Raw genomic sequence first — 23,014 nt, 5'->3', positions numbered from 1 at the left:
ATGGGTGACGACGCGCGATCGGTGAACGGGGCGTCGGGCGGCGGGACTTCGAGGCCCGGCGAGTCCGCCAAGGGCGAGCGGCTCGCCGACTGGGCCGACGAGCGGCTGGGGCTGTACGCGCTGGCGAAGACCAACCTGCGCAAGGTGTTCCCGGACCACTGGTCCTTCATGCTCGGCGAGATCTGCCTCTACAGCTTCCTGGTCCTGCTTCTCACCGGCGTCTACCTCACGCTCTTCTTCGAGCCGAGCAGCGCCGAGGTCGTCTACGACGGCAGTTACGTCCCCCTCAACGGCGTCACGATGACGAAGGCGTACGAGTCGACGCTCGACATCAGCTTCGACGTGCGCGGCGGGCTGCTGATCCGGCAGATCCACCACTGGGCGGCCCTGGTGTTCGTCACCGGCATGCTCGTGCACATGATGCGGGTGTTCTTCACCGGCGCGTTCCGCAAGCCGCGAGAGGTCAACTGGATCTTCGGCTGGACCCTGTTGTTCCTCGGCATCCTCACCGGACTGACCGGCTACTCGCTCCCCGACGACCTGCTCTCCGGCACCGGCGTCCGGTTCGCCGACGGCGCGATCCTGTCCGTCCCGATCATCGGGACGTACCTGTCGTTCTTCCTCTTCGGCGGGGAGTTCCCGGGGCACGACATCATCTCCCGGTTCTTCCCGATCCATGTGCTGCTGCTGCCCGGGATCATGCTGGGGCTCGTCGTCGCCCATCTCGTCCTGGTGTTCTTCCACAAGCACACGCAGTACCCCGGGCCCGGCCGCGACGGGAGGTCGGTCGTCGGCATGCCCTTCATGCCCGTCTACATGGCGAAGACGGGCGGGTTCTTCTTCCTGGTCTTCGGCGTGCTGACGGTCATGGGCGCGATCGCGAGCATCAACCCGGTGTGGGCGTTCGGACCGTACCGCCCGGACCTGGTGACGACGGGCGCGCAGCCGGACTGGTACCTCGGCTTCTCCGAGGGGCTGATCCGGGTGATGCCGGGATGGGAGATCAACGCCTGGGGCCACACCCTGGTGCCCGGTGTCCTCATCCCGTTCACGCTGTTCCCGCTGATCCTGCTCGCCATCGGCGTCTACCCGTTCGTCGAGGCGTGGATCACCGGTGACCGGCGGGAGCACCACATCCTCGACCGGCCGCGCAACGCGCCCGTGCGCACCGGCCTCGGAGTGGCCTGGCTGGCGCTGTACGCGGTGCTGCTGATCGGCGGCGGCAACGACATCGTGGCCACGCATCTGCATCTGTCCATCAACGCGATCACCTGGTTCGTGCGGGTCTCCGTGTTCGTCGCCCCGGTCGTCGCCTTCACGGTCACCAAGCGGATCTGTCTGGGCCTGCAGCTCCGGGACCGGGACAAGGTGCTGCACGGCCGCGAGACGGGAACCGTCAAGCGCCTGCCGCACGGCGAGTACGTGGAGGTCCACGAACCCCTGAGCCAGGCCCAGTTGTTCACCCTCACCCAGCACGAGCAGCGTCCGCCGTACGAGATCGGGCCGCTCGTCGACCACAACGGTGTGCGGCGGCCGGTCACGGTGTCCCAGCGGGTACGGGCGCGGCTGGCGCGTGCCCTGTTCGGGGCCGACACCCACATCCCGAAGCCGACGCCGGAGGAGCGTCGCGAACTGACCGGCGGGGGCCACTGAGGGGCCGGTCAGTTCCCGGGCGGCCAGCTGCGCAGCAGGGTGTCGAGGGCGTCGAGGATCCGGGTCCAGGTCTCCTGGGTGTCGGGTGCGCTGTGGCTGAACCCGCCGCCGAGCTCCAGGCTGACGTAGCCGTGGAAGACGCTGCCCAGGAGCCGGACGGCGTGGGTCTGGTCCGGCTCGGCGAGGTCGTAGCCGCGCAGGATCGCCCGGGTCATGCGGGCGTGCCGCGGGCCGGCGCTCGCGGCCGCCGCCTCGGGGCCGAGTCGCAGCTGGGCCGCGGCGTAGCGGCCGGGGTGTTCGCGGGCGTAGTCGCGGTAGACGTCGGCCAGGGCGGTCAGGGCGTCCTTGCCGGCCCGCCCGGCCAGCGCGAGGTCGCCCCGGTCGGCGAGCTCCTCCAGGGCGAGCAGGGCGATCCGGGTCCTGAGGTCGTCGGAGTTCCTCACGTGCGAGTACAGGCTCGCGACCTTGACGTCGAAGCGCCGGGCGAGCGCCGAGACGGTCACCTGGTCGAAGCCGACCTCGTCGGCCAGCTCCGCGCCCGCCCTGACCAGGCGATCCGTGCTCAGCCCCACACGCCCCATGCTCGTCCTCCCGTGTCGCTCCCGGTGGCTCCCGGCCGCCCCGCAGCCGATGACTATTATGCGTTTGCCTAAAAGCTTTAGGCAAATTAGCCTGCGTTATATGAAGCCGCTCACCGAGCAAGAGATCCGTGCCGCGTTCGTCAACTGCACCAAGGGCGAGGCCAAGCGCCTGGCCGTCCCGCGCGACCTGGCCGACCGGCCCTGGGAGGACCTGGACTACCTCGGCTGGCGGGACCCCCAGGCCCCCGACCGGGCCTACCTCGCCCTCGAACTGGCCGGCCGGCCGACGGCCCTCGCGCTGCGCTCCTCCGCCTCCGGCTCCTGGCAGACGCGACGCAGCATGTGCACGATGTGCCTGACCACCCACTCCGGCGGAGTCTCCCTGATGGTCGCGCCGAAGGCGGGCAGGGCCGGCCAGCAGGGCAACTCGGTGGGGGCCTACATCTGCAGCGACCTCGCCTGCTCGCTGTACGTGCGGGGCAAGCGGGACGCGGGAGTCGGGGCCCGGCTGCCCGAGACGATCACACTCGAGGAGAAGATCGGGCGGACCGTGGCGAACCTCGCCGCGTTCGTCGCCAAGGTGACCGGCTGAGGCAGTGACCGGCCGAGGCTACGCGCGGCCGCGCAGGACCTCCGCCCGGCAGTCGCCCGGAGTGCCCCAGGCCGTACGCAGGGCACGGGCCTTGGTGAGCCAGAGCGACAGGTCGTACTCCGCCGTGTAGCCGATCGCGCCGTGCAGCTGGAGCGCGGTGCGCGCGGTCGTGTACGCCGCCTCGCAGGCGCTCACCTTCGCGGCGGCGACATCCGCCGGGCTCATCGTCACGGCGGCGCCCAGGACCAGGGGGCGGGCGAACTCCAGCGCGATCTTCGCGTCCGCCAGCCGGTGCTTGACCGCCTGGAACGAGCCGACCGGCACCCCGAACTGCACGCGCTGCCCGACATACGCCACGGTCCGCTCCAGCAGCGCCAGACCCACCCCGAGAGCCTGCGCGGCGGTGGCCAGACGGGCCCAGCGCAGGGCGTGCTCCACGGGCGGGTCCGGGGTGAGCAGTTCGCCGCCCGGCAGCAGGCGGGTGAGGCGACGGGCCGGGTCCAGGGAAGGGCGCACCGGGCCGTGCCCGGGAGCCAGCCGGAGACCGTCGGCGGCCGCCGCCAGCCGTATCGTCGCCGCGTCGCCGTCCAGGGCGTACGAGCCCCCGGGCGCCAGTGTGGCCAGCGACCCGCCCGCGGCCAGGGCGGGGAGGAACCGCTTCGCGGGGCCCGGATCGCGCAGCAGGGCCGCCGCGGCGACCGTCTCCACCAGCGGGCCCGGCACCGCGTGCCGCCCCAGCTCCACGAAGGCGACGGCCAGGTCGACCGGCCGCGGCCCCAGCCCTTCGTACGCCTGCGGGACCGCCAGGGCGAACACACCGGCCTCGGCGATCCGCGACCACAGCGCGAGGCCGCTCGCCCGCTCGCCCCGGCTCCAGTCGCGGATCACGGCGGGGGTGTCGGCCGCGCTCAGCATCGCGTCCAGCGACCGGGCGAACGCCCGCTGTTCGCTGTCCAGGAGGAAGCTCATCGCCGGCGGAGCCGGCCTGGGCGAAGTCATCGACGGCGTCCCCTCGGCAGGCCGAGCAGCCGCTCGGCGACGATGTCGCGCTGGATCTCGTTGGTCCCCGCGTAGATCGGGCCGGCCAGGGAGAAGACGTACCCCTCCGACCAGTCGGTGTCGGCCGCCTCCCCTTCCGCTCCCTCGGCGCCGAGGAGATCCAGCGCCGTCTCGTGCAGCGCGATGTCGTACTCCGACCAGAAGACCTTGTTCAGGCTCGACTCCGGGCCGAGCAGCTCCCCGGCGAGGAAGCGGGCGGCGGCCGCGTACGTGAACAGCTGGTACGCGCGGGCGCCGATCAGCGCGTCGGCGACGCGGGCCGCGGCGGCCTCCGGGCTGCCCCGGTCCACCCAGAGGGCGTGCAGGCGGTCCGCCGAGGCGAGGAAGCGGCCGGGGGAGCGCAGGGTGAGCCCGCGTTCGTTGGCCGCCGTCGACATCGCGATCCGCCAGCCCCGGCCCGGCTCCCCGATCACGTCCGCGTCCGGCACGAACACCTCGTCCAGGAACAGCTCGGCGAACGCCGGCTTCCCGTCCAGGCGGCCGATGGGGCGGACGGTGACCCCGGGGGCCCGCAGGTCGAACATGAGGTAGGTGAGCCCCTGATGGGGTTTCTCGGTGTCGGGGTCGGTGCGGAACAGGCCGAAGGCGCGGTCGGCGAAGGCCGCGCGCGAGGACCAGGTCTTGCTGCCGCTCAGCCGCCAGCCGCCGTCCACCCGGACCGCCCTGGCGCGCAGCGCCGCCAGGTCCGAGCCGGCCTCGGGCTCCGACCAGGCCTGCGCCCAGACGACCTCGCCGGTGGCCATCGCGGGCAGCACCCGGGCCCGCTGTTCCTCGGTGCCGTGGTCGAGCAGGGTGGGGGCGAGGAGGCTCACCCCGTTCTGGTTGACGCGGCCCGGGGCGCCCGCCGCGTAGTACTCCTCCTCGAAGACCAGCCAGCGCATCAGCCCGCAGTCCCGCCCGCCGTACCGCGTCGGCCAGTTCACCGCCGACCAGCCGCCCGACGCCAGTTCGGCCTCCCACGCGCGGTGCGCGGCGAAGCCCTCGGCGGTCTCCAGCGAAGGCAGTGGCCCGGACGGCACCCGGGCGCGCAGCCAGGCCCGGGCCTCGGCGCGGAACGCCTCGTCGGCGGGGGAGTGTGCGAGGTCCACGGGTGCCCTCCTCGGGTGCGCGGCCTTCGGGTGCGTCCTCGGTGCGGGTGTTGCGCGTGCGTCCTGCGTGAACGAGTCCGCAGGCGTCCTGCGCGGGTCCTGCGCGCCCGTTCTTCCCTAACAAGTGTTTGGTAGGTTAGCGTGCCGTCATGACGAACGTCGAGGGTCCGCCGTACGTTCCCGGGCACGCGCTGCTCGACGGCCGCACCGCCGTGATCACCGCGGCGGCCGGCGCGGGCATCGGCGGAGCGACCGCGCGCCGCTTCCTGGAGGAGGGCGCGCGCGTCCTGATCAGCGACGCCCACGAACGGCGCCTCAAGGCCTGCCGGGCCGAACTGGCCGAGGAGTTCGGCGAGGCGTCGGTCGCCGCCCTGCCCTGCGACGTCACCGACGAGAGCCAGGTGCGGACCCTGTTCGACACGGCGGTGCGCGAACACGGGCGACTGGACGTCGTCGTCAACAACGCGGGCCTCGGCGGGACCTCGGAACTCGTCGACATGACCGACGAACAGTGGTCACGCGTCCTGGACGTCACCCTGGGCGGCACCTTCCGGTGCACCCGGGCCGCCCTGCGGCTCATGCGCGAGAGCGGCGGGGGAGTCGTCGTCAACAACGCCTCCGTCGTCGGCTGGCGCGCCCAGGCCGGACAGGCGCACTACGCCGCCGCGAAGGCGGGCGTGATGGCGCTGACCCGCTGCGCGGCGATCGAGGCGGCCCGCTTCGGCGTACGGGTCAACGCCGTCTCGCCGAGCCTCGCCATGCACCCGCACCTGGTCAAGGTGACCTCGGCCGAACTGCTGGAGGAACTCACCGCCCGGGAGGCCTTCGGGCGGTACGCCGAACCCTGGGAGGTGGCCAACGTGATCGTGTTCCTGGCGTCGGGCTACTCCTCGTACATGACGGGCGAGGTCGTCTCCGTCAGCGGCCAGCACGCCTGACGGCCGGAGCAGACCACAATGTGTCCGTGCCGACCAAGAAGAAGCCCCAGGTGACCGCGGCGCCCGCGCGTCGCCGCGAACTCCTCGACACCGCCGCCGAGGTCTTCGCCGAACAGGGCTACAACGCCACCACCGTCCGGAAGATCGCCGACCACGCGGGCATGCTCGCGGGCAGCCTCTACTACCACTTCGACTCCAAGGAGTCGATGCTGGAGGAGATCCTGCGGACCTTCCTCGACGAGCTCTGGGACGGCTACGACACCGTCCTGGGCGCCGAGCTCGGCCCCCGCGAGACGCTCGCCGCCCTCGTCACCGAGTCCTTCCGGGAGATCGACCGGCACCGCGCCGCCGTCGCGATCTACCAGAAGGAGAGCAAGCAGCTCGTGACGCAGGAACGGTTCGCGTTCCTCGCCGAGTCGCAGCGCCGGTTCGAGAAGGCGTGGCTGTCCACGCTGGAGCGCGGCGTCACGGACCGGGTCTTCCGCACCGACCTGGACATCCGCCTCGCCTACCGGTTCGTCCGCGACACCGTGTGGGTCGCCGCGTCCTGGTACCGGCCCGGCGGACAGCACAGCCCGGAGGAGATCGCCCGGCAGTACCTGTCGATGGTGCTGGACGGGATCGCCGTACGTGCATAGCCCGTTCCTGTGAGGGAGTTGCCATGGCCGAGGCCTACATCGTCGAAGCGGTCCGTACGCCCGTCGGACGGCGCGGAGGAGGACTGAGCACGGTCCATCCGGCCGACCTGGGCGCGCATGTGCTCAAGGAACTCGTCGCGCGGACCGGGATCGACCCGGCCGCCGTCGAGGACGTCGTCTTCGGCTGCCTGGACACGGTCGGACCACAGGCCGGGGACATCGCGCGGACCTGCTGGCTGGCCGCCGGACTGCCCGAGGAGGTGCCGGGCGTGACCGTGGACCGGCAGTGCGGTTCCTCGCAGCAGGCCGTGCACTTCGCCGCGCAGGGCGTGCTGTCCGGAACCCAGGACCTGGTGGTCGCGGGCGGCGTGCAGAACATGTCGCAGATCCCGATCGCCTACGCCACCCGGCAGGCCGCCGTGCCCCTCGGCTTCACCCAGGGCCCCTTCGCGGGCAGCGAGGGCTGGCGCGCGCGGTACGGGGACCGGCCGGTGAACCAGTTCGCCGGCGCCGAGACGATCGCCGCGAAGTGGGGCATCAGCCGCCGCGACCAGGAGGAGTTCGCCCTGCGTTCGCACCAGCGGGCGGCGCGCGCGATCGACGAGGGCCGCTTCGCCCGCGAGACCGTCGCCCACGGGGAGGTCACCGCCGACGAGGGGCCGCGCCGGGACACCTCCCTGGAGAAGATGGCCGCGCTGAAGCCCGTCATCGACGGCGGGACCGTCACCGCCGCCTGCTCCTCGCAGGTCTCCGACGGCGCGGCGGCCCTGCTGCTCGCCTCCGAACGGGCGGTGCGTGAGCACGGCCTGACGCCCCGCGCGCGCGTGCACCACCTCTCCGTGCGCGGCGAGGACCCGATCCGCATGCTGACGGCCCCGATCCCGGCCACCGCGCACGCCCTGAAGAAGACCGGCCTGTCGATCCACGACATCGACCTCGTCGAGATCAACGAGGCGTTCGCGCCCGTCGTCCTGGCCTGGCTGAAGGAGACCGGCGCGGACCCGGAGCGGGTCAACGTCAACGGCGGCGCGATCGCCCTCGGCCACCCGCTCGGCGCGACCGGCGCCAAGCTGATGACCACCCTGCTGCACGAACTGGAACGCACCGGCGGCCGGTTCGGCCTGCAGACGATGTGCGAGGGCGGCGGCCAGGCCAACGTGACGATCATCGAGCGGCTGTGACGGCCGTGCGGGTGACGGTCGGCGCGAGCCCGTGACGACCGCACGCACGACGATCAGCGCGAGGCCCTGAGCCGTTCCAGGGAGCCGAACGCCTCGTCCGCCTCCCTCATGACCCTCGCCACCAGCTCCGCGCACGACGGCAGGTCGTCGATCACCCCGGCGACCTGCCCGGAGGCCATCACCCCCGCGTCCGTACGCCCCTCCACCATCGCGGACCTGAGCATCATCGGCGTGTTCGCGGCGAGCAGCACCTGACTCCAGGCGAGGTCCTTGCCGTGGCGCAGCGCCAGGCCGTCGTGGACCATCTCCCGCCAGGTGAGCCCGGACAGCTTCCGGAACGCGGCCGCGTGACGCACCGCCCGCACCAGGGCCCCGGCCCGGCCCGCGTCCTCCAGGGCGTCGACCAGCGCCGTGCGCAGCATGCGGTGCGGGAGGCCGTCCACCGCCCGGGTGACGGTCACGTCCCGGACCGTCGCCGCCAGGTACCGCGCCTTCACCGCGTCCGGGACCGGCGAGTCCGAGGTGAGCAGGAACCGGGTGCCCATCGCGACCCCGGCCGCCCCGTACGCCAGCGCCGCCACCAGGCCCCGCCCGTCGAAGAAGCCGCCCGCCGCCACGACCGGGATGTCCACGGCGTCCACCACCTGCGGCAGCAGTACCGTCGTCGCCACGTCGCCGGTGTGTCCGCCGCCCTCCCCGCCCTGCACGATCACCGCGTCGGCACCCCACGCGGCGACCTTCTCGGCATGCCGGCGGGCCCCGATGGACGGGATGACGACGACACCCCCCTCCTTGAGCTCGGCGATCAGCTCCGGGGAGGGCGCGAGCGCGAAGGACGCGACCCGCACGCCCTCGTCGAGGATGATCCGCACCCGGTCGCCGGCGTCCGCCGCGTCGGCCCGCAGATTGACGCCGAACGGCTCCGGCGTCCGCGACCGCACCTCGCGCACCGCCGCCCGCAACCGGTCGACGGTCATGGTCGCGGACGCCAGGATGCCCAGCGCCCCCGCGTCCGCCGCCGCCGACACCAGACGCGGGCCCGCCACCCATCCCATCCCGGTCTGCACGATCGGATGACGGACCCCGACCAGCCGGGTGAGCGCCGTTTCCATCAGACGGAGACCTCCCGGGCCCGGGTGTTCCCCGGGTCGATCACCTCACGGATCAGGCGTAGTTCGTCCGCCGTCGGTTCACGGGTGCACGGCACCTCGTCCGGGACCACGAGGCCGAACCCCGTCGCCTCCCGGACCTGCCCGACACTCACCCCGGGATGCAGCGAGGCGAGCCGCATCGACCGGTCGGGCGTGGCGAAGTCGAAGACACCGAGGTCGGACACGACCCGCGGAACGCGGTGGTACCGCGCGCCGGCCGCACGGTCGTACCCGACCCCGCACACCATGTCGACCCGCTCGACGAAGACCCGCCGGGAGTGCCTCGGAACCCAGTAACTCGTCGGGTTGTTCAGGGTGTTGACCGGCGCGCCCCGCACCCCGAGCAACTGCCGCGTGGGCTTCGCCCAGTCGCCGATGCACGCGATGTTCTGGTTGCCGTACCGGTCGATCTGGCTCGCGCCCATCATCACGTGCCGCCGCCCCCCGGTGACCAGCGCCAGGTGCTGCCGGTACGGCAGCCAGCCCTCGACGGTGCCGTCGAGACCGACCAGCAGCGCCTCGCCGTCGGTCAGCAGCAGGTCCGGCGCGAACGTGTGCCGGGCGAGGCGGGCGCCGACGGAGGGGATCAGGCCCATGGGGCCGGCCAGGATCTCGCCCGCGCCGCGCCACGCCTCCGCACAGGCGATCACGCAGTACTCGGCGCGCGTCACCCCGCTCATGACTCCTCCCCGACGGCCGCCCGGTACGCCCGCTCGTCCCCGGCGAGGAACCGCGCCGCGAACTCGGGCCAGGGCGTCGTCGCGTACCGCTTCTGCAACGCCTCGTCCCGGCCGTAGTCGGGAGCGCAGGACGTGAAGTGCGCCCCGTTCGGGGCCTCGATCACCCCCGTCACCGTGTGCCGCTTGATCAGCAGCGACTGCGGCGCCGCCTCCTTCGTCAGCTCGGCGGTGTCGACGACCCGTTCGCAGCTGACGTACGCCGCGTCCGCCGCCTCGCAGAAAAGGTCGTCGAAGTACGGATCCGGGCCCAGGTACTGCCCGTTGCCCAGCCGGTCGGCCCGGTTGACGTGCACCAGGGCCGCGTCCAGCCGCAGGGCCGGCATGGCCACGAACGTCTCCTGGTCCTCGTACGGCGAAGTCACCGTCCGCAGACCGGGGTTGACCCGCATCACGTCCGAACCGAGGCCCGCCCGCACGGGCAGGAAGGGCAGCCGGTTCGCGGCCGCGGTCAGACCCCACATGAACATCGCCTCGTCGACCTCCGTCAGTTCGAAGGCCCCGCGCTCGCGGGCCGCGCGGTAGTGCGGCTCCAGCGGGATCGAGTCGAGGGTGACGAACGCGGCGACCAGCTTCCGGATCCGGCCCGCCGCCGCCAGCATGCCCACGTCCGGGCCGCCGTACGACACGACGGTCAGGTCGGTCACCTCCGACCGGAGCAGCGCCCTGACCAGCGCCATCGGCTTGCGGCGGGAGCCCCAGCCGCCGATGCCGAGGGTCATTCCGCTGCGCAGCCGGGCGACCGCCTCCTCGGCGGTCATCGTCTTGTCACCCACGCCTGCCTCCGTCTCTCTCCTCGCCGAAGGTGTTCCGGACCCGGTCGGCCACCCCGGAGACATTCGCCTCGTAGGTGAAGCCCTGCTCGAAGCGGTAACTGCGGCGCACGTCGACCGGATCGATGCCGTTGATGGCCGCCTTGGCCAGGCGCAGCAGCTCACCGTCCTTCGCGGCGATCTCCCCGGCCAGCTCCAGCGCCGCCGCGCGCAGTTCACCCGGCGGCACCACCCGCCACACCGAGCCGTGCCCGTGCAGTTCGGCCGCCGTGACCGTGCGCGAGGTGTAGTACAGGGCGCGCAGGAGGTGCTGGGGGACCAGCCGGGCCAGATGCGTGGCCGCGCCCAGGGCGCCCCGGTCCAGCTCGGGCAGCCCGAACACGGCGTCCTCGCTCGCCACGATCACGTCCGCGTTCCCCACCAGGCCGACGCCGCCGCCCAGACAGAAGCCCTGCACCGCCGCCACCACCGGGACCTCGCACTCGTACACCGCGGCGAAGGCCTCGTAGCAGCCGCGGTTGGCGCCGACGAGCGCGCTCGCCCCCTGCGCCCGGATCTCCTTGATGTCCACGCCCGCGTTGAACCCGCGCCCCTCGGCGGCCAGCACCACACACCGGGTGCCGGGATCGCGGCCGGCCGCGCGCACTGCGTCGGCCAGGGCGAACCAGCCGCTCACCGGCAGCGCGTTCACCGGCGGGAAGTCGACCGTGACGAGCGCGACTCCCTTCTCCGGCCGCTTTTCCGGTCCCTTTTCCGGGGACGAGGTGGAGACACCCATGGAAGCATCAGCTACCTTTCCACCAAACGTTTGTTAGGTGGAAGGTAGCAGCGAATGGAGCTGGACGGGAAGGTCGCCGTCGTCACCGGCGGGACCCGCGGAGTGGGCGCCGGCATCGCGCGCTCCCTCGCCCGCGCGGGCGCCCGAGTCGTGGTCTGCGCCCGCCGGCCACCGGAACAACCCCTCGAAGCAACCGAGTTCGCACCGCTCGACGTACGGGACACCGACGCCGTACGCCGCTTCTTCACCGACCTGCCCCGGCTCGACATCCTCGTCAACAACGCGGGCGGCGCCCCCTACCGCCCCCTCACGCACGCCGACGCCCAACGGCACGCGCGCGTGATCGAACTCAACCTCCTCGCCCCCCTGACCGTGTCCCTCGCCGCGTACGACCACCTCAAGCACGCCAACGGCTCGATCGTCATGATCGGCAGCGTCAGCGGCAGCCGCCCCTCGCCCGGCTCGGCCGCCTACGGCGCGGCCAAGGCCGGCCTGGAGAACCTCGCCCGCTCCATGGCCGTCGAATGGGCCCCGGAGGTACGCGTGAACACCCTCGTCGTCGGCATGGTCCGCACCGAACTGACCCACCTCCACTACGGCGGCGAGGACGGCGTCGAAGCCGTCGCCCGCACCGTCCCGCTCGGCCGGCTCGCCCTCCCCGCCGACGTGGGCGCCGCGGCCGTCTTCCTCGCCTCCGACGCGGCCCGCTACATCAGCGGAGCGAGCCTGCTCCTGCACGGAGGCGGCGAACGGCCCGCCTTCCTCGACGCCGCAACCGCCAACAAAGGAGACGCCAGATGAGCGGAATCTGCCACCGACGCGTCGTCGTCGTCACCGGCGCGGGACGCGGCCTCGGACGCGCCCACGCCCTCGCGTTCGCCGCCGAGGGCGCCCGCGTCGTCGTCAACGACCTCGGCGTCGGACTCGACGGCGCACCCGGCCCCCACAGCCCCGCCGCACAGGTCGTGGAAGAGATCCGCGCGGCCGGCGGCGAAGCGGTCGCACACGCCGCGGACATCGCCACCCCCGAAGGCGCCGCAACCCTCGTCGACACCGCCCTGGACACATACGGCCGCCTCGACACCCTCGTCAACAACGCCGGCTTCCTGCGCGACCGCATGCTCGTCAACCTGGCCGACGACGACTGGGACACCGTCCTGCGCGTCCACCTCAAAGGCCACTTCCTCACCCTCAAGCACGCCGCCGCACACTGGCGCGCCGAAACCAAGGCCGGCCGCCCGCCCGCCGCCCGCATCATCAACACCAGCAGCGGCGCGGGACTGCTCGGCTCCGTCGGACAGGGCAACTACAGCGCCGCCAAAGCCGGGATCATCGCCCTCACCCTCGTCGCCGCCGCCGAACTCGCCCGCTACGGCGTCCAGGTCAACGCGATCGCACCCGCCGCCCGCACCCGCATGACCGAGCACACCTTCGCCGCGACCATGGCCGCCCCCGAGAACGGCTTCGACACGATGGCCCCCGAGAACGTCTCCCCGCTGGTCGTCTGGCTCGGCTCCACCGCGAGCCAGGGCGTCACCGGACGCGTCTTCGAGGCGGACGGCGGCCGGATCACCGTCATGGAGGGCTGGCGCCCCGGACCCACCACCGACAAAGGCACCCGGTGGACCGCCGCCGAAGCCGGAGAAGCCGTACAGAAACTCCTCACACACGCGACGCCGCCGGGCACCGTCTACGGGACGCACGCCCCCTGAAGACCCCCACGCACGGACGCAAGCCCCCGCAACCCGCCTACGTGTCGCACTCCAGCACCGTCCGGCACAACGCGCACCGCGCCCGCACCCGACCCCGCACCGGCACCCTGATCCGCTGGTGACAGGTCGGGCACGCGAACGTCACCCGCAACGCCCCCGGCGCGTCCGGAGCGAAGCTGTACGGGCTGTCCACGGCCCCCGCCGACGGACGGTCCCGGGCCTGCCGGCGATCACGCGCGTAACGCCGCCGCCCCGCCCACCCCGCCGCCGTCAGCGGAGGCTGCCGCTCGTCGTGCCGGGCCCGCTCGAGACCCCGCCCGTACGCCGTGTACGCCTGCGCGCTCGTGAACCACACCGACGGATCCTCACCGAACACCAGCGACCGCTTCGCCAGCACATACCCGAACTCCTCCGGAGTCAGATACCCCAGCTTCTGCGAGGACGCGGCATCCTCCCGGTACGCGTCCAGCAGCAGCCAGCCCGCCCCCAGATACGTCGTCGCCGTGTCCGTCAGGATCTCGTTGTCCCGCGTGCCCGGGAACGACAGGCCCACCCGATGCAGATAGACATGCATGATCTCGTGCGCCAACGCCGCACCGATGTCCCGCCGATGCGTACGGAACCGGTCGTTCAACTCCACGAAGTACTCCGGACCCGCCGTGAGCTCGACGTTCGCCGCATGCTCCATCGCACGGAACGCCACGATCATCCGCGCCTGAGGCAACCGGAAGTGCCGCACCAGCTCACGCGCCACCCGCTGCACCCCCAGATGCAGATCGTCCGAGTCGCAGAACGCCACGTCCGCCGGGACCACACTCGACGCGAACTGATGGATGGTGTCGTACGACAACCGCCTGTACAACGCCGTCACAGCCCCCCGCACCGTCTCCAGATGCGGATACCCGTGCTCGACCGGCCCGCCGTTCGCCACGCCCGCACCCCCAAGAGGCCGAGAACCCCACTCCACTGTAAGGGCAGGCCACCCCCGAGGCAGGACCCGCGGACGCACTAGGGTGAACGCCCATGACCACCAGCAACACCCCCGGACCCGCGGGCGTCGACCCCGCCGTCCGCGAGGAGCTCGACCGGCTGCGCGACAGCATCGACAACATCGACGCCGCCGTCGTCCACATGCTCGCCGAACGCTTCAAGGCCACCCAGCAGGTCGGCCACCTCAAGGCCCGCCACCAGCTGCCGCCCGCCGACCAGGCCCGCGAGGCCCGCCAGATCGCCCGGCTGCGCACCCTCGCCGAGAACGCCAAACTCGACCCCGCGTTCGCCGAGAAATTCCTCAACTTCATCATCGCCGAGGTGATCCGCCACCACGAGCGCATCGCCGAGGACACCGTCAACGGCCCCACCCCCACACCCCGCTGACCCGCGCGGCGGGCGCCCCGCGTCACCGGCCGGACACCCTCCGTCAGCGCCGCCCGCCACGCCCGCCGCACCACCCGAGCGGAACGGCGCTCCGGCGCGAGAAGGGACATAGGGCACGTACCGATCCGCCCCTGTGCCCGGTCGGCGGCATCAGGCAGCATGTCGTCCATGTCCGTACTGACGCGCGACGAAGCGCAGAGCCGTGCCAAGCTCCTCGACGTCCACCGCTACACCATCGAGCTCGACCTGACGACCGGCGACGAGACCTTCGAGTCCAGCACCGTCATCCGGTTCGCCGCGCGCGCCAACGGGGACACCTTCGTCGAGCTCAGGCCCGCAGCCCTGCACTCCGTCACCCTCGACGGCGAGCCCCTCGACCCCGGGACGCTCGACGACAACCGGCTCCCCCTCGACAACCTCACCGCCGGCGACCACGAACTGCGCGTCCGGGCGAGCATGAGCTACTCCCGCACCGGCGAAGGCATGCACCGCTTCACCGACCCCACCGACGGCGAGACCTACCTCTACACCCAGCTGTTCATGGAAGACGTCCAGCGCGTCTTCGCCGCCTTCGACCAGCCCGACCTCAAGTCCGTCTTCGAGCTGTCCGTCAAGGCCCCCGAAACCTGGACCGTCCTCTCCAACGGCATCACCGAACACCTCGGCGAAGGCCGCTGGCAGGCCACCCCCACCCCCCTCATCTCCACCTACCTCGTCGCCGTCGCCGCCGGCCCCTGGCACTCCGTCACCACCGAACACCGCGGACTCCCCTTCGGCCTCCACTGCCGCCGCTCCCTCGCCCCCCACCTCGACGCCGACGCCGACGAACTCCTCGAGATCACCCAGCAGTGCTACGACCGCTACCACGAGAAGTTCGAGGAGCCCTACCCCTTCGACTCCTACGACCAGGCGTTCGTCCCCGAGTTCAACGCCGGCGCCATGGAGAACCCCGGCCTCGTCACCTTCCGCGACGAATTCGTCTACCGCTCCGCCGTCACCGACACCGAACGCCAGACCCGCGCCATGGTCATCGCCCACGAGATGGCCCACATGTGGTTCGGCGACCTCGTCACCCTCCAGTGGTGGGACGACATCTGGCTCAACGAGTCCTTCGCCGAATACATGGGCTACCAGACCCTCACCGAAGCCACCCGCTTCACCGACACCTGGACCGACTTCGGCGTCGTCCGCAAAGCCTGGGGCTACGACGCCGACCAGCGCCCCTCCACCCACCCCGTCGCCCCCGAGAACGTCGACGACACCGCCTCCGCCCTCCTCAACTTCGACGGCATCTCCTACGCCAAGGGCGCCTCGGCCCTACGGCAACTCGTCACCTGGCTCGGCGAGAAGGACTTCCTCGCCGGCATCAACACCCACTTCGCCCGCCACCGCTTCGCCAACGCCAACCTCGCCGACTTCATCGACTCCCTCGCCGCCCACACCGACCGTGACGTCCACGCCTGGGCCGACGCCTGGCTGCGCACCACCGGCGTCGACACCCTCACCCCCACCATCGACGGCAGCAACGGCGACCACACCCTCACCGTCACCCACCACGGCAGCCGCCCGCACCGCGTCGCCGCCGGCCTCTACGACCTCGACCTCGGCGACGAAGGCAGCCTCACCCTGCGCGAACGCCTCGAGGTCGACATCCCGCAGAGCGCACCCCAGCCCATCGGCAAACGCCCCGCCCTGGTCCTCCTCAACGACGGCGACCTCACCTACACCAAGGTCCGCTTCGACCCCGCCTCCTCCGAAACCGTCCGCACCCGCCTGTCCGGCCTGCCCGACCCGCTCACCCGCGCCGTCGTCTGGAACGCCCTGCGCGACGCCGTCCGCGACGGAGACCTCGCCCCCACCGCCTACCTCGAAGCGGCCCGCGCCCACCTCCCCAAGGAGACCGACCTCGCCCTCGTCCAGGGCGTCCTCGCCTTCGCCTCCGGACAGGTCGCCGACCGCTACGTCACCCCCGAACAGCGCCCCGCCGCCGTCGCCACCCTCTCCGCCCTCTGCCGCGACCTCATCCGCCGCACCGAGGACGGCGACCACCCCGGCCTGCGCCTCATCGCCGTACGCCACTTCATCGCCGTCGCAGCCCACCCCGACACCATCGCCGCCTGGCTCGCCGACGGCACCGTCCCCGGCGGCCCCGAACTCGACCCCGACCTGCGCTGGCGCGTCCTCGCCCGGCTCGCCGTCCTCGGCGCCACCGACGAGAGCGCCATCGCCGCCGAACTCGACCGCGACCCCTCCGCCACCGGCCGGGAAGGCGCCGCCCGCTGCCGCGCCGCCCTCCCCGACGCGGACGCCAAACGCACCGCCTGGGCCGCCATGTTCGACGACGACACCCTCTCCAACTACCTCTTCACCGCCACCGCCCAGGGCTTCTGGCAGCCCGAACAGAGCGACCTCGTCGCCGACTACGTCCCACGCTTCTACCAGGACGCCGTCACCCTCGCCGCCCGCCGGGGCCCCGCCATCGCCGAAGCCGCCGGCCGCTGGGCCTTCCCCGCCCACGCCGTCGACCCCGACACCCTGCGCCTCGGCGAAGCATGCCTCGCCGACGCCGGCCCCATCCCGGCCCTGCGCCGCAAACTCACCGACCAACTCGACGACCTGTCACGCGCGCTGCGAGTAAGGAAGGCCTAACGCCCCAGGCAGACACGCCCCCCGCCCCACGGAGGCACCGGCCCGCACCTCCAAGGGCCGGTCCGACACCTTCCAGGACTGGGCCCGCACCTCCCAGGGCCGGTCCGCACCATCCATGGCCGGACCTGCACCATCCATGGCCGGTCCGCGCCATCCAGGGCCGGGCCCGCACCATCCAAGGCCGGGCCCGCACCTCCCAGCGCCGGCCCGCACCATCCAGCCCGTCCGGCGATTGAGGACGAGGCCCGTTCAGGGCCGAAGCGGGGGCCTGGGGGCGGCAGCCCCCAGCAGCGCTCGCACCAGCCCCGGTGCCATCTCCCGCACCGGGGCTGAAGACACGGCCACGCCGGTGGCAGCCCCCAGCGGCGCTCACGCCAGCCCCGGTGCCATCTCCCGCACCGGGGCTGAAGACACGGCCGACGACACACGTCCCCCGTAAGGGTTCCCTCACCGGATGTTCCGGACGCGACCCCGCAATCCCCGACAAGCTGACACTCCCCGCCGCGGCCACCCGCCCCGCACCCCGGAGGAGCCCCGTGAGCATCCCGCCCCTCGCCTCAGGACCCGAAGGCCCCGACGCCCTCCGGCCGCTGCTCGCGACCGTCCTCGACGCCCTCACCACCGGCACCCGGGCCCGCGGCGGACCACTGCCCGCAGGCGGACCCCACACCGTCGCCGCCCGACTACGACACGCCGTAGGAGACCTGCTCCCCGAACACGGCGACCCCCACGCCCTCACCACCCTCGTCCACGCCCTCGCCGAAGGCGCCGCCGACCCCGCCGACCCCCTCTGCGCCGCCCACCTGCACTGCCCACCCCTCGCCGTCGCCACCGCCGCCGACCTCGCCGTCTCCGCCCTCAACCCCTCCCTCGACTCCTGGGACCAGGCACCGGCCGCCTCCGAACTGGAGGCACTCCTCACACGGACCCTCGCCGCCCAAGCAGGCATGGCCGACGCCATCGTCACCACCGGCGGCACCGAAGCCAACCACCTCGCCCTCCTCCTCGCCCGCGAGACCCACGGCCCCACCCTCCGACTCGTCTGCGGCGCCAACGCCCACCACTCCCTGCCCCGCGCCGCCTGGCTCCTCGGCCTCCCCGAACCCGTGATCATCCCCACCCCCACCGGCACCCTCGACCCCACCGCCCTCGCCCACACCCTCACCACCCGCCCCGGCCCCCTCCTCGTCGCCGCCAGCGCCGGCACCACCGACGCCGGACTCATCGACCCCCTCCCCGCCATCGCCGCCCTCACCACCACCCACGGCGCCCGCCTCCACATCGACGCCGCCTACGGAGGCGGCCTCCTCTTCAGCGACCGACACCGCCCCGCACTCACCGGCCTCGACACCGCCGACACCGTCACCCTCGACCTGCACAAACTCGGCTGGCAACCCGTAGCCGCCGGACTCCTCGCCGCCCGCGACGCACACGACCTCACCGCCCTCCACCACCACGCCGACTACCTCAACGCCGACGACGACACCGAAGCCGGCCTCCCCGACCTCCTCGGCCGCTCCCTGCGCACCACCCGACGCCCCGACGCCCTCAAGATCGCCGTCACCCTCAAAACCCTCGGCCGCACCGGCCTCGGCACCCTCGTCGACCAGGTCTGCGCCCACGCACACCGGTTCGCCGCCCTCGTCACCGCCCACCCCCGCTTCGAACTCCACGCCCCACCCACCATCAGCACTGTCCTCTTCCGCCTCGCAGAAGCCACCGACACCACCGTCGCCGCCACCCGCCGCCACCTCCTCACCCAAGGCCGCGCCGTCCTCGGCCGCGCCCGCCTCGACGGCCGGCTCTGGCTCAAAGCCACCCTCCTCAACCCCCACACCCGCCCCCACGACCTGGCCGCCCTCCTCGACCTGGTGGAAGGACACACCCCCCGATGAACACACCCCCACAACCCGGCACCGACACCCCCCGCGACCTCGTCGGCATCGGCATCGGCCCCTGCAACCTCTCCCTCGCCGCCCTCGCCCACCCCCTCGCCGAACTCGATGCCGTCTTCTACGAACAACGCCCCCGCTTCGACTGGCACCCCGGCCTCCTCATCGACGGCGCCCGCGTCCAGGTCCCCTTCCTCGCCGACCTCGTCACCCTCGCCGACCCCACCAGCCCCTGGACCTTCCTCAACTACCTCAAAACCCACCAACGCCTCTACCCCTTCTACTTCGCCGAGCGCCTCCACACCCCCCGCGCCGAATACGACACCTACTGCCGCTGGGTCGCCGACCAACTCCCCGGACTCCACTTCCGCCACCAGGTCGACGCCGTCCGCTGGAACCCCGAACGCGACGTCTTCGAGGTCGACCACACCCGACTCGACACCGCCGGCGAAGCCGAAGCCCTCGGCCGCACCCACACCCGCAACGTCGTCCTCGGCATCGGCACCGAACCCCACATCCCCGACGCCCTGCGCCCCCTCGTCGACGCCCCCGGCGTACCCGTCGTCCACGCCTGCGACTACCTCACCCACCGCGACACCCTCCTCGCCGCCGGCCACATCACCGTCGTCGGATCAGGCCAGTCCGGCGCCGAAGTCTTCCTCGACCTCCTCCGCCACCGCCCCGCCGGCCACGAACAACTCCACTGGATCGGCCGCACCGCCGCCTTCGCCCCCATGGAGTACTCCAAACTCGGCCTCGAACACTTCACCCCCGACTACACCCGCTACTTCCACGCCCTCCCCGAAAACACCCGCGACCGCCTCACCACCGCCCAATGGCAACTCCACAAAGGCATCGACGCCACCACCCTTGCCGCCATCCACGACGAGCTCTACGACCGCACCCTGGGCGGCGGCTGGCCCGACACCGTCCTCACCCCCGGCGTCCGCGTCCGCACCGCGGGACGCATCGCCACCACCAAGATCGAACTCCACCTCGAACACATCCAGCAGAACACCCGCACCCGCCTCACCACCGACGCCGTCGTCCTCGCCACCGGCCACCGCGAACGCTCCCTCGACCGCATCCTCGCCGGCCTCGACCCCTACATCCGCCGCGACAACAGCGAACGCCCCCGCGTCGACGAACACTTCCGCCTCGTCCTCGACCCCTCCGTCACCGCCACCGGCTGCAACGTCTACGTCCAGAACGCCGAACGCCACACCCACGGCGTGGGCGCCCCCGACCTCGGCCTCGCCGCCTGGCGCAGCGCCACCATCCTCAACACCCTCACCGGCAAAGAGACCCACCCCCTCCCCACCCGCACCGCCTTCACCACCTTCGGACTCGAACAACACCAACCCCGAGTCCCCCAAGCCCGACAAGCCCCCACCCTCACCCCCCTCGTCGACCGACGCCCGAACGCGAAAGGCGGTGCTCACCCAGTGGCCGACCGGACCACCGCATGAAACACCGCCCCGCGGAGCGACACAGCTCAAGAACCCCTAGAACACCGGCGTACCCTCACGCGTCAGCTTCCAGTCCACCGACGCGAAGTCCTTCGGATCCAGCACACCCTTCGCCGTCACCCACTCCGAAATCCGCGTACGGATCTCCGTCGACTCCGCCCACAGCTCCTGCGCCGACGCCACATGCGGGAACGCGCCACCACCATTGGCCCGGTAGTTGTTCACCGCCAGCACGAACTGCTGCGCATCGTCCAACGCCACCCCGCCGAACGTCAGGTTCTTGATCCGCGAACCCGCCGCCTGCGCGATGTCGATCTCGTACACCAGACCCGACACGTAGTCGTAGTTGTAGTCCGGACGCCCCGCCGCGTTCGTCAGCTTCTCCGTGTCGACCACCGCACCCGCCGCCGTCTGCACGAAGTACTGCGCCGAGTACTCCAGATACGCCCGCACCTGCGCACCCGTCAGCAACTTCGCCACCAGCGTGTTGTCGTACACATACAGGCTCGACAGATCCCGGATGGTCACCTCGCCGGCCGGGATCTCCGACGTACGCGAGAACGGCGACGCCTGCGCGATCACCGGCAACGAGGCATACGACGTACCGGCCAGCGCCGCCTTGACGACATCCTCCTGCACCTTCGTGATCAGGTCGATGATCGGAGCGTCCTTGTACCGCGCCTCCACCGTCGTCAACGTCTCCGTCGCCGAACCCACCACCTGATTGACGTACGCCACGACCTTCGCGTGCTCGTCACCCAGCAACTTCGTGATCTTCGGATCGTCCGCGACCGTGTTGGAGTTCAGCACCTTCGAAGCAACGGACTCGACCGTCCACCGCCCCTTCTCGAACACCAGCTCCACGTCGAACACCGACAACCGCTCCGCATACGCCAGCGGCTCCGACAACACGACCGTCTTCCCGGTCTTCGCGTTCACGACCTTCAGCTCCGGGATCTCCACATGCGCGTGACCCACCAGAACCGCGTCGATGTCCGGCACCTGCTGCGCCACCAACGCCGCCGAGTTCTCCACATACGGCAACTGGTCACCGTACGACGACGTACCCGACGAACCCGAGTGCGCCGACACGATCACCACGTCCGCACCCAGCGACTTCAGCTTCGGCACCCACTTCGCCGCCTGCTCCTCGAGCCCCGGGAACGCCAGCTTGCCCTGCACATACGCCTTGTCCCAGATCGCGATACCCGGGTTCGTCAGCCCGAGGACGGCCACCTTCACCGGCGGCGCACCCTTCACACAGAACGTCTTGATCACATAGGGCTGGAACGCCGGCTTCAGCGTCTTCGCGTCCACCGCGTTCGCCCCGAGCAGCGGGAACCGCAACTGCGACTCGAACTTCCGCAGCGTCTCGATGCCGTAGTTGAACTCGTGGTTGCCCAGCGCCGCCGCGTCATACCCGATCGCGTTCATCGCCTGCGCCATCGGATGCACCGGACCACCCTTGGCGGTGATCGGGTCCACCTTCGCGTAGTAGTACGTCAGCGGAGTGCCCTGGATCGTGTCACCCGCGTCCAGCAGCAGCGTGTTCTCGCGCCCCTTCTCCTTGCGGATCTGGTTCACCAGCGTCGAGATACGCGCCAGCCCCTGCGCGTTGCCGGCCGCGTCCTTGTACTCCGCGTCCTTGAAGTAGTCCCAGTTGAAAACGTGACCATGCAGGTCGGTCGTCCCCAGCACGGTCAGCGCGTACCGCTTCGGCTGCTTGACCGGCTTCCCCGGCTTCTTCGCCTCGGCGGCCCGCGCCGGAGCCGCTGCAGCACCCGCGATCGCCACCCCCGCCCCGGTCACAGCGGACTTCTTCAGGAACTTCCGGCGATTCAACGGCATGTCTCATGCTCCTCGGGGAAAGGCCAACGACGCGCGTAGATTCTGACCCGGGCACGACCGACGGCAACAGGTCCAGGAGGTTTCGATCTGGTGACCAGCACGGTCAACTCCCGCCAGGGACCAGGGAAAGCCATGACAAGGTAGGACGTATGACCTCCCCACGGAATCCCCCGTACGGCACACCCGACGCCCCCCTCCTCACGGTCCGCGGCGAAGCCGAACTCGAAGTCGACCCCGAGATCGCCCGCATCGGCATCACCATCACCGCCCGCGGCCGCGACCGCCGCACCACCCTCGACGACCTCACCCGCCGCAACACCACCGCCCTCGACCTGATCAAGTCCTACGGCGACGCGGTCGAGAACCTCTCCACCGGCGCCGTGTCCCTCACCCCCGAACTCACCCACCGCGGCCGCGGCGAACGCGTCCGCACCTACCACGGCACCATCCACCTCACCGCCGAACTAACCGACTTCACCGCCCTCGGCGAACTCACCACCCGCCTCGCCGACCTCGACCTCACCAGGATCGACGGCCCCTGGTGGGAACTCCGCCCCACCTCACCCGTCCACCGCCGAGCCCGCCGCCAAGCCGTACACGAAGCCGTACAACGCGCCAACGAATACGCGGAAGCCCTCGGCACCACCGTCGCCGCCCTCCTCGAACTCGCCGACACCGGCACAGCGGGCGGACACCCCCGCGCCGCCTTCGACCGCCGCGCCGTCCGCTTCTCCATGGCCGCCGCCGACACCGAGACCGCGACACCCGAACCCCTCGACCTCGAACCACAGCGGATGCAGGTCCGGGCCGAGGTCAGCGCACAGTTCACGATGAATCCGCCGAGCCTGTGAATACACCCATTCGGGGAAACCGAAGAATCCTGAGGCGGCCACGGAAT

21 protein-coding genes are annotated in these 23,014 nt (G+C 71.7%); 12 read left to right on the top strand and 9 right to left on the bottom strand.

Features of this window, described 5'->3' with window-relative positions; all coding sequences use genetic code 11:
• Positions 1-1,653: a cytochrome bc1 complex cytochrome b subunit gene (qcrB, locus tag ABT070_RS00175; RefSeq protein ID WP_351752423.1), complete on the top strand. Its 1,653-nt coding sequence runs from the start codon at positions 1-3 to the stop codon at positions 1,651-1,653.
• Between the two features lie 8 nt (positions 1,654-1,661).
• On the opposite strand, the gene ABT070_RS00170 is transcribed toward qcrB, so the two are convergent.
• The gene (locus ABT070_RS00170; RefSeq protein ID WP_351752421.1) at positions 1,662-2,234 is read right to left on the bottom strand and encodes a TetR/AcrR family transcriptional regulator; all 573 of its coding nucleotides are present in this window, start codon (positions 2,232-2,234) and stop codon (positions 1,662-1,664) included.
• Positions 2,235-2,334: 100 nt separating this feature from the next.
• On the opposite strand from ABT070_RS00170, the gene ABT070_RS00165 reads away from it, so the two are divergent.
• A complete protein-coding gene (locus ABT070_RS00165; protein ID WP_351752418.1) occupies positions 2,335-2,826 on the top strand; it encodes an FBP domain-containing protein in 492 nt (163 codons plus the stop codon).
• Between the two features lie 18 nt (positions 2,827-2,844).
• On the opposite strand, the gene ABT070_RS00160 is transcribed toward ABT070_RS00165, so the two are convergent.
• Together ABT070_RS00160 and ABT070_RS00155 are read right to left on the bottom strand one after the other, a co-directional pair.
• Positions 2,845-3,795 carry an acyl-CoA dehydrogenase family protein gene (locus tag ABT070_RS00160; protein ID WP_351754369.1) on the bottom strand — a complete coding sequence of 317 codons (951 nt, stop codon included), beginning with the start codon at positions 3,793-3,795 and terminating at the stop codon, positions 2,845-2,847.
• A 26-nt stretch (positions 3,796-3,821) separates the two neighbouring features.
• Positions 3,822-4,973: an acyl-CoA dehydrogenase family protein gene (locus tag ABT070_RS00155; protein WP_351752416.1), complete on the bottom strand. Its 1,152-nt coding sequence runs from the start codon at positions 4,971-4,973 to the stop codon at positions 3,822-3,824.
• Positions 4,974-5,122: 149 nt separating this feature from the next.
• On the opposite strand from ABT070_RS00155, the gene ABT070_RS00150 reads away from it, so the two are divergent.
• From ABT070_RS00150 to ABT070_RS00140, 3 genes are read left to right on the top strand one after another with little or no spacing between them, the layout of a single operon-like run.
• Positions 5,123-5,911, top strand: a complete 789-nt coding sequence (locus ABT070_RS00150) for an SDR family oxidoreductase (protein ID WP_351752413.1) — start codon at positions 5,123-5,125, stop codon at positions 5,909-5,911.
• Between the two features lie 26 nt (positions 5,912-5,937).
• Positions 5,938-6,549, top strand: a complete 612-nt coding sequence (locus ABT070_RS00145; RefSeq protein WP_351752410.1) for a TetR/AcrR family transcriptional regulator — start codon at positions 5,938-5,940, stop codon at positions 6,547-6,549.
• 23 nt (positions 6,550-6,572) lie between these two features.
• The gene (locus ABT070_RS00140) at positions 6,573-7,730 is read left to right on the top strand and encodes an acetyl-CoA C-acetyltransferase (protein ID WP_351752408.1); all 1,158 of its coding nucleotides are present in this window, start codon (positions 6,573-6,575) and stop codon (positions 7,728-7,730) included.
• A gap of 53 nt (positions 7,731-7,783) precedes the next feature.
• On the opposite strand, the gene ABT070_RS00135 is transcribed toward ABT070_RS00140, so the two are convergent.
• From ABT070_RS00135 to ABT070_RS00120, 4 genes are read right to left on the bottom strand one after another with little or no spacing between them, the layout of a single operon-like run.
• Complete coding sequence (locus ABT070_RS00135; RefSeq protein WP_351752406.1) at positions 7,784-8,842, bottom strand: NAD(P)H-dependent flavin oxidoreductase; 1,059 nt, start codon at positions 8,840-8,842, stop codon at positions 7,784-7,786.
• Positions 8,842-9,561, bottom strand: coding sequence for a CoA-transferase subunit beta (locus ABT070_RS00130; protein ID WP_351752403.1), 720 nt, complete (start codon positions 9,559-9,561; stop codon positions 8,842-8,844). The genes ABT070_RS00135 and ABT070_RS00130 overlap by 1 nt, the downstream gene beginning before the upstream one ends.
• Complete coding sequence (locus ABT070_RS00125; protein ID WP_351752400.1) at positions 9,558-10,394, bottom strand: CoA transferase subunit A; 837 nt, start codon at positions 10,392-10,394, stop codon at positions 9,558-9,560. The genes ABT070_RS00130 and ABT070_RS00125 overlap by 4 nt, the downstream gene beginning before the upstream one ends.
• Positions 10,387-11,169, bottom strand: coding sequence for an enoyl-CoA hydratase family protein (locus tag ABT070_RS00120; RefSeq protein WP_351752397.1), 783 nt, complete (start codon positions 11,167-11,169; stop codon positions 10,387-10,389). Before ABT070_RS00120 ends, ABT070_RS00125 begins: the two co-directional genes overlap by 8 nt.
• 54 nt (positions 11,170-11,223) lie before the next feature.
• Between ABT070_RS00120 and ABT070_RS00115 the strand changes: the two genes are divergently transcribed.
• Positions 11,224-11,970, top strand: coding sequence for an SDR family oxidoreductase (locus ABT070_RS00115; protein WP_351752395.1), 747 nt, complete (start codon positions 11,224-11,226; stop codon positions 11,968-11,970).
• Entirely contained in the window at positions 11,967-12,881 is a 915-nt protein-coding gene (locus tag ABT070_RS00110) for an SDR family oxidoreductase (protein WP_351752392.1), read from the top strand. Before ABT070_RS00115 ends, ABT070_RS00110 begins: the two co-directional genes overlap by 4 nt.
• A gap of 37 nt (positions 12,882-12,918) precedes the next feature.
• Here ABT070_RS00110 and ABT070_RS00105 read toward each other — a convergent pair whose 3' ends face one another.
• A complete protein-coding gene (locus ABT070_RS00105; protein ID WP_351752389.1) occupies positions 12,919-13,812 on the bottom strand; it encodes a hypothetical protein in 894 nt (297 codons plus the stop codon).
• A 92-nt stretch (positions 13,813-13,904) separates the two neighbouring features.
• Between ABT070_RS00105 and ABT070_RS00100 the strand changes: the two genes are divergently transcribed.
• The 4 genes from ABT070_RS00100 to ABT070_RS00085 all read left to right on the top strand — a co-directional run bounded on the left by ABT070_RS00100 (position 13,905) and on the right by ABT070_RS00085 (position 20,268).
• Positions 13,905-14,258 (top strand): chorismate mutase, encoded by a 354-nt coding sequence (locus tag ABT070_RS00100; RefSeq protein WP_351752386.1) that lies wholly within the window; start codon positions 13,905-13,907, stop codon positions 14,256-14,258.
• Between the two features lie 168 nt (positions 14,259-14,426).
• Positions 14,427-16,907: an aminopeptidase N gene (gene pepN, locus ABT070_RS00095; protein WP_351752384.1), complete on the top strand. Its 2,481-nt coding sequence runs from the start codon at positions 14,427-14,429 to the stop codon at positions 16,905-16,907.
• Positions 16,908-17,443: 536 nt separating this feature from the next.
• Positions 17,444-18,802 (top strand): pyridoxal phosphate-dependent decarboxylase family protein, encoded by a 1,359-nt coding sequence (locus ABT070_RS00090; RefSeq protein ID WP_351752381.1) that lies wholly within the window; start codon positions 17,444-17,446, stop codon positions 18,800-18,802.
• A complete protein-coding gene (locus tag ABT070_RS00085; RefSeq protein ID WP_351752379.1) occupies positions 18,799-20,268 on the top strand; it encodes a lysine N(6)-hydroxylase/L-ornithine N(5)-oxygenase family protein in 1,470 nt (489 codons plus the stop codon). Before ABT070_RS00090 ends, ABT070_RS00085 begins: the two co-directional genes overlap by 4 nt.
• Before the next feature lie 36 nt (positions 20,269-20,304).
• On the opposite strand, the gene ABT070_RS00080 is transcribed toward ABT070_RS00085, so the two are convergent.
• A complete protein-coding gene (locus ABT070_RS00080; RefSeq protein ID WP_351752376.1) occupies positions 20,305-22,116 on the bottom strand; it encodes a bifunctional metallophosphatase/5'-nucleotidase in 1,812 nt (603 codons plus the stop codon).
• A gap of 149 nt (positions 22,117-22,265) precedes the next feature.
• Here ABT070_RS00080 and ABT070_RS00075 point away from each other — a divergent pair, with 149 nt between their 5' ends.
• On the top strand, positions 22,266-22,967 hold the full coding sequence (locus ABT070_RS00075) for an SIMPL domain-containing protein (RefSeq protein ID WP_351752375.1): 702 nt from the start codon (positions 22,266-22,268) through the stop codon (positions 22,965-22,967).
• Positions 22,968-23,014 lie beyond the last annotated feature (47 nt).

Source organism: Streptomyces sp. NPDC002884 (assembly GCF_040295245.1).
Classification (GTDB): Bacteria; Actinomycetota; Actinomycetes; order Streptomycetales; family Streptomycetaceae; genus Streptomyces.
Note: the sequence above shows the minus strand (reverse complement) of the source record. Positions and strands in the feature narration are given on the sequence as shown.

Bases quoted from the DNA above. Each gene is read 5' to 3' on its own strand.
- qcrB (WP_351752423.1), top strand. From the start codon at position 1: ATGGGTGACGACGCGCGATCGGTGAACGGGGCGTCGGGCGGCGGGACT.
- ABT070_RS00170 (WP_351752421.1), bottom strand. From the start codon at position 2,234: ATGGGGCGTGTGGGGCTGAGCACGGATCGCCTGGTCAGGGCGGGCGCG.
- ABT070_RS00165 (WP_351752418.1), top strand. From the start codon at position 2,335: ATGAAGCCGCTCACCGAGCAAGAGATCCGTGCCGCGTTCGTCAACTGC.
- ABT070_RS00160 (WP_351754369.1), bottom strand. From the start codon at position 3,795: ATGAGCTTCCTCCTGGACAGCGAACAGCGGGCGTTCGCCCGGTCGCTG.
- ABT070_RS00150 (WP_351752413.1), top strand. From the start codon at position 5,123: ATGACGAACGTCGAGGGTCCGCCGTACGTTCCCGGGCACGCGCTGCTC.
- ABT070_RS00140 (WP_351752408.1), top strand. From the start codon at position 6,573: ATGGCCGAGGCCTACATCGTCGAAGCGGTCCGTACGCCCGTCGGACGG.
- ABT070_RS00135 (WP_351752406.1), bottom strand. From the start codon at position 8,842: ATGGAAACGGCGCTCACCCGGCTGGTCGGGGTCCGTCATCCGATCGTG.
- ABT070_RS00130 (WP_351752403.1), bottom strand. From the start codon at position 9,561: ATGAGCGGGGTGACGCGCGCCGAGTACTGCGTGATCGCCTGTGCGGAG.
- ABT070_RS00120 (WP_351752397.1), bottom strand. From the start codon at position 11,169: ATGGGTGTCTCCACCTCGTCCCCGGAAAAGGGACCGGAAAAGCGGCCG.
- ABT070_RS00115 (WP_351752395.1), top strand. From the start codon at position 11,224: ATGGAGCTGGACGGGAAGGTCGCCGTCGTCACCGGCGGGACCCGCGGA.
- ABT070_RS00110 (WP_351752392.1), top strand. From the start codon at position 11,967: ATGAGCGGAATCTGCCACCGACGCGTCGTCGTCGTCACCGGCGCGGGA.
- ABT070_RS00100 (WP_351752386.1), top strand. From the start codon at position 13,905: ATGACCACCAGCAACACCCCCGGACCCGCGGGCGTCGACCCCGCCGTC.
- pepN (WP_351752384.1), top strand. From the start codon at position 14,427: ATGTCCGTACTGACGCGCGACGAAGCGCAGAGCCGTGCCAAGCTCCTC.
- ABT070_RS00085 (WP_351752379.1), top strand. From the start codon at position 18,799: ATGAACACACCCCCACAACCCGGCACCGACACCCCCCGCGACCTCGTC.
- ABT070_RS00080 (WP_351752376.1), bottom strand. From the start codon at position 22,116: ATGCCGTTGAATCGCCGGAAGTTCCTGAAGAAGTCCGCTGTGACCGGG.
- ABT070_RS00075 (WP_351752375.1), top strand. From the start codon at position 22,266: ATGACCTCCCCACGGAATCCCCCGTACGGCACACCCGACGCCCCCCTC.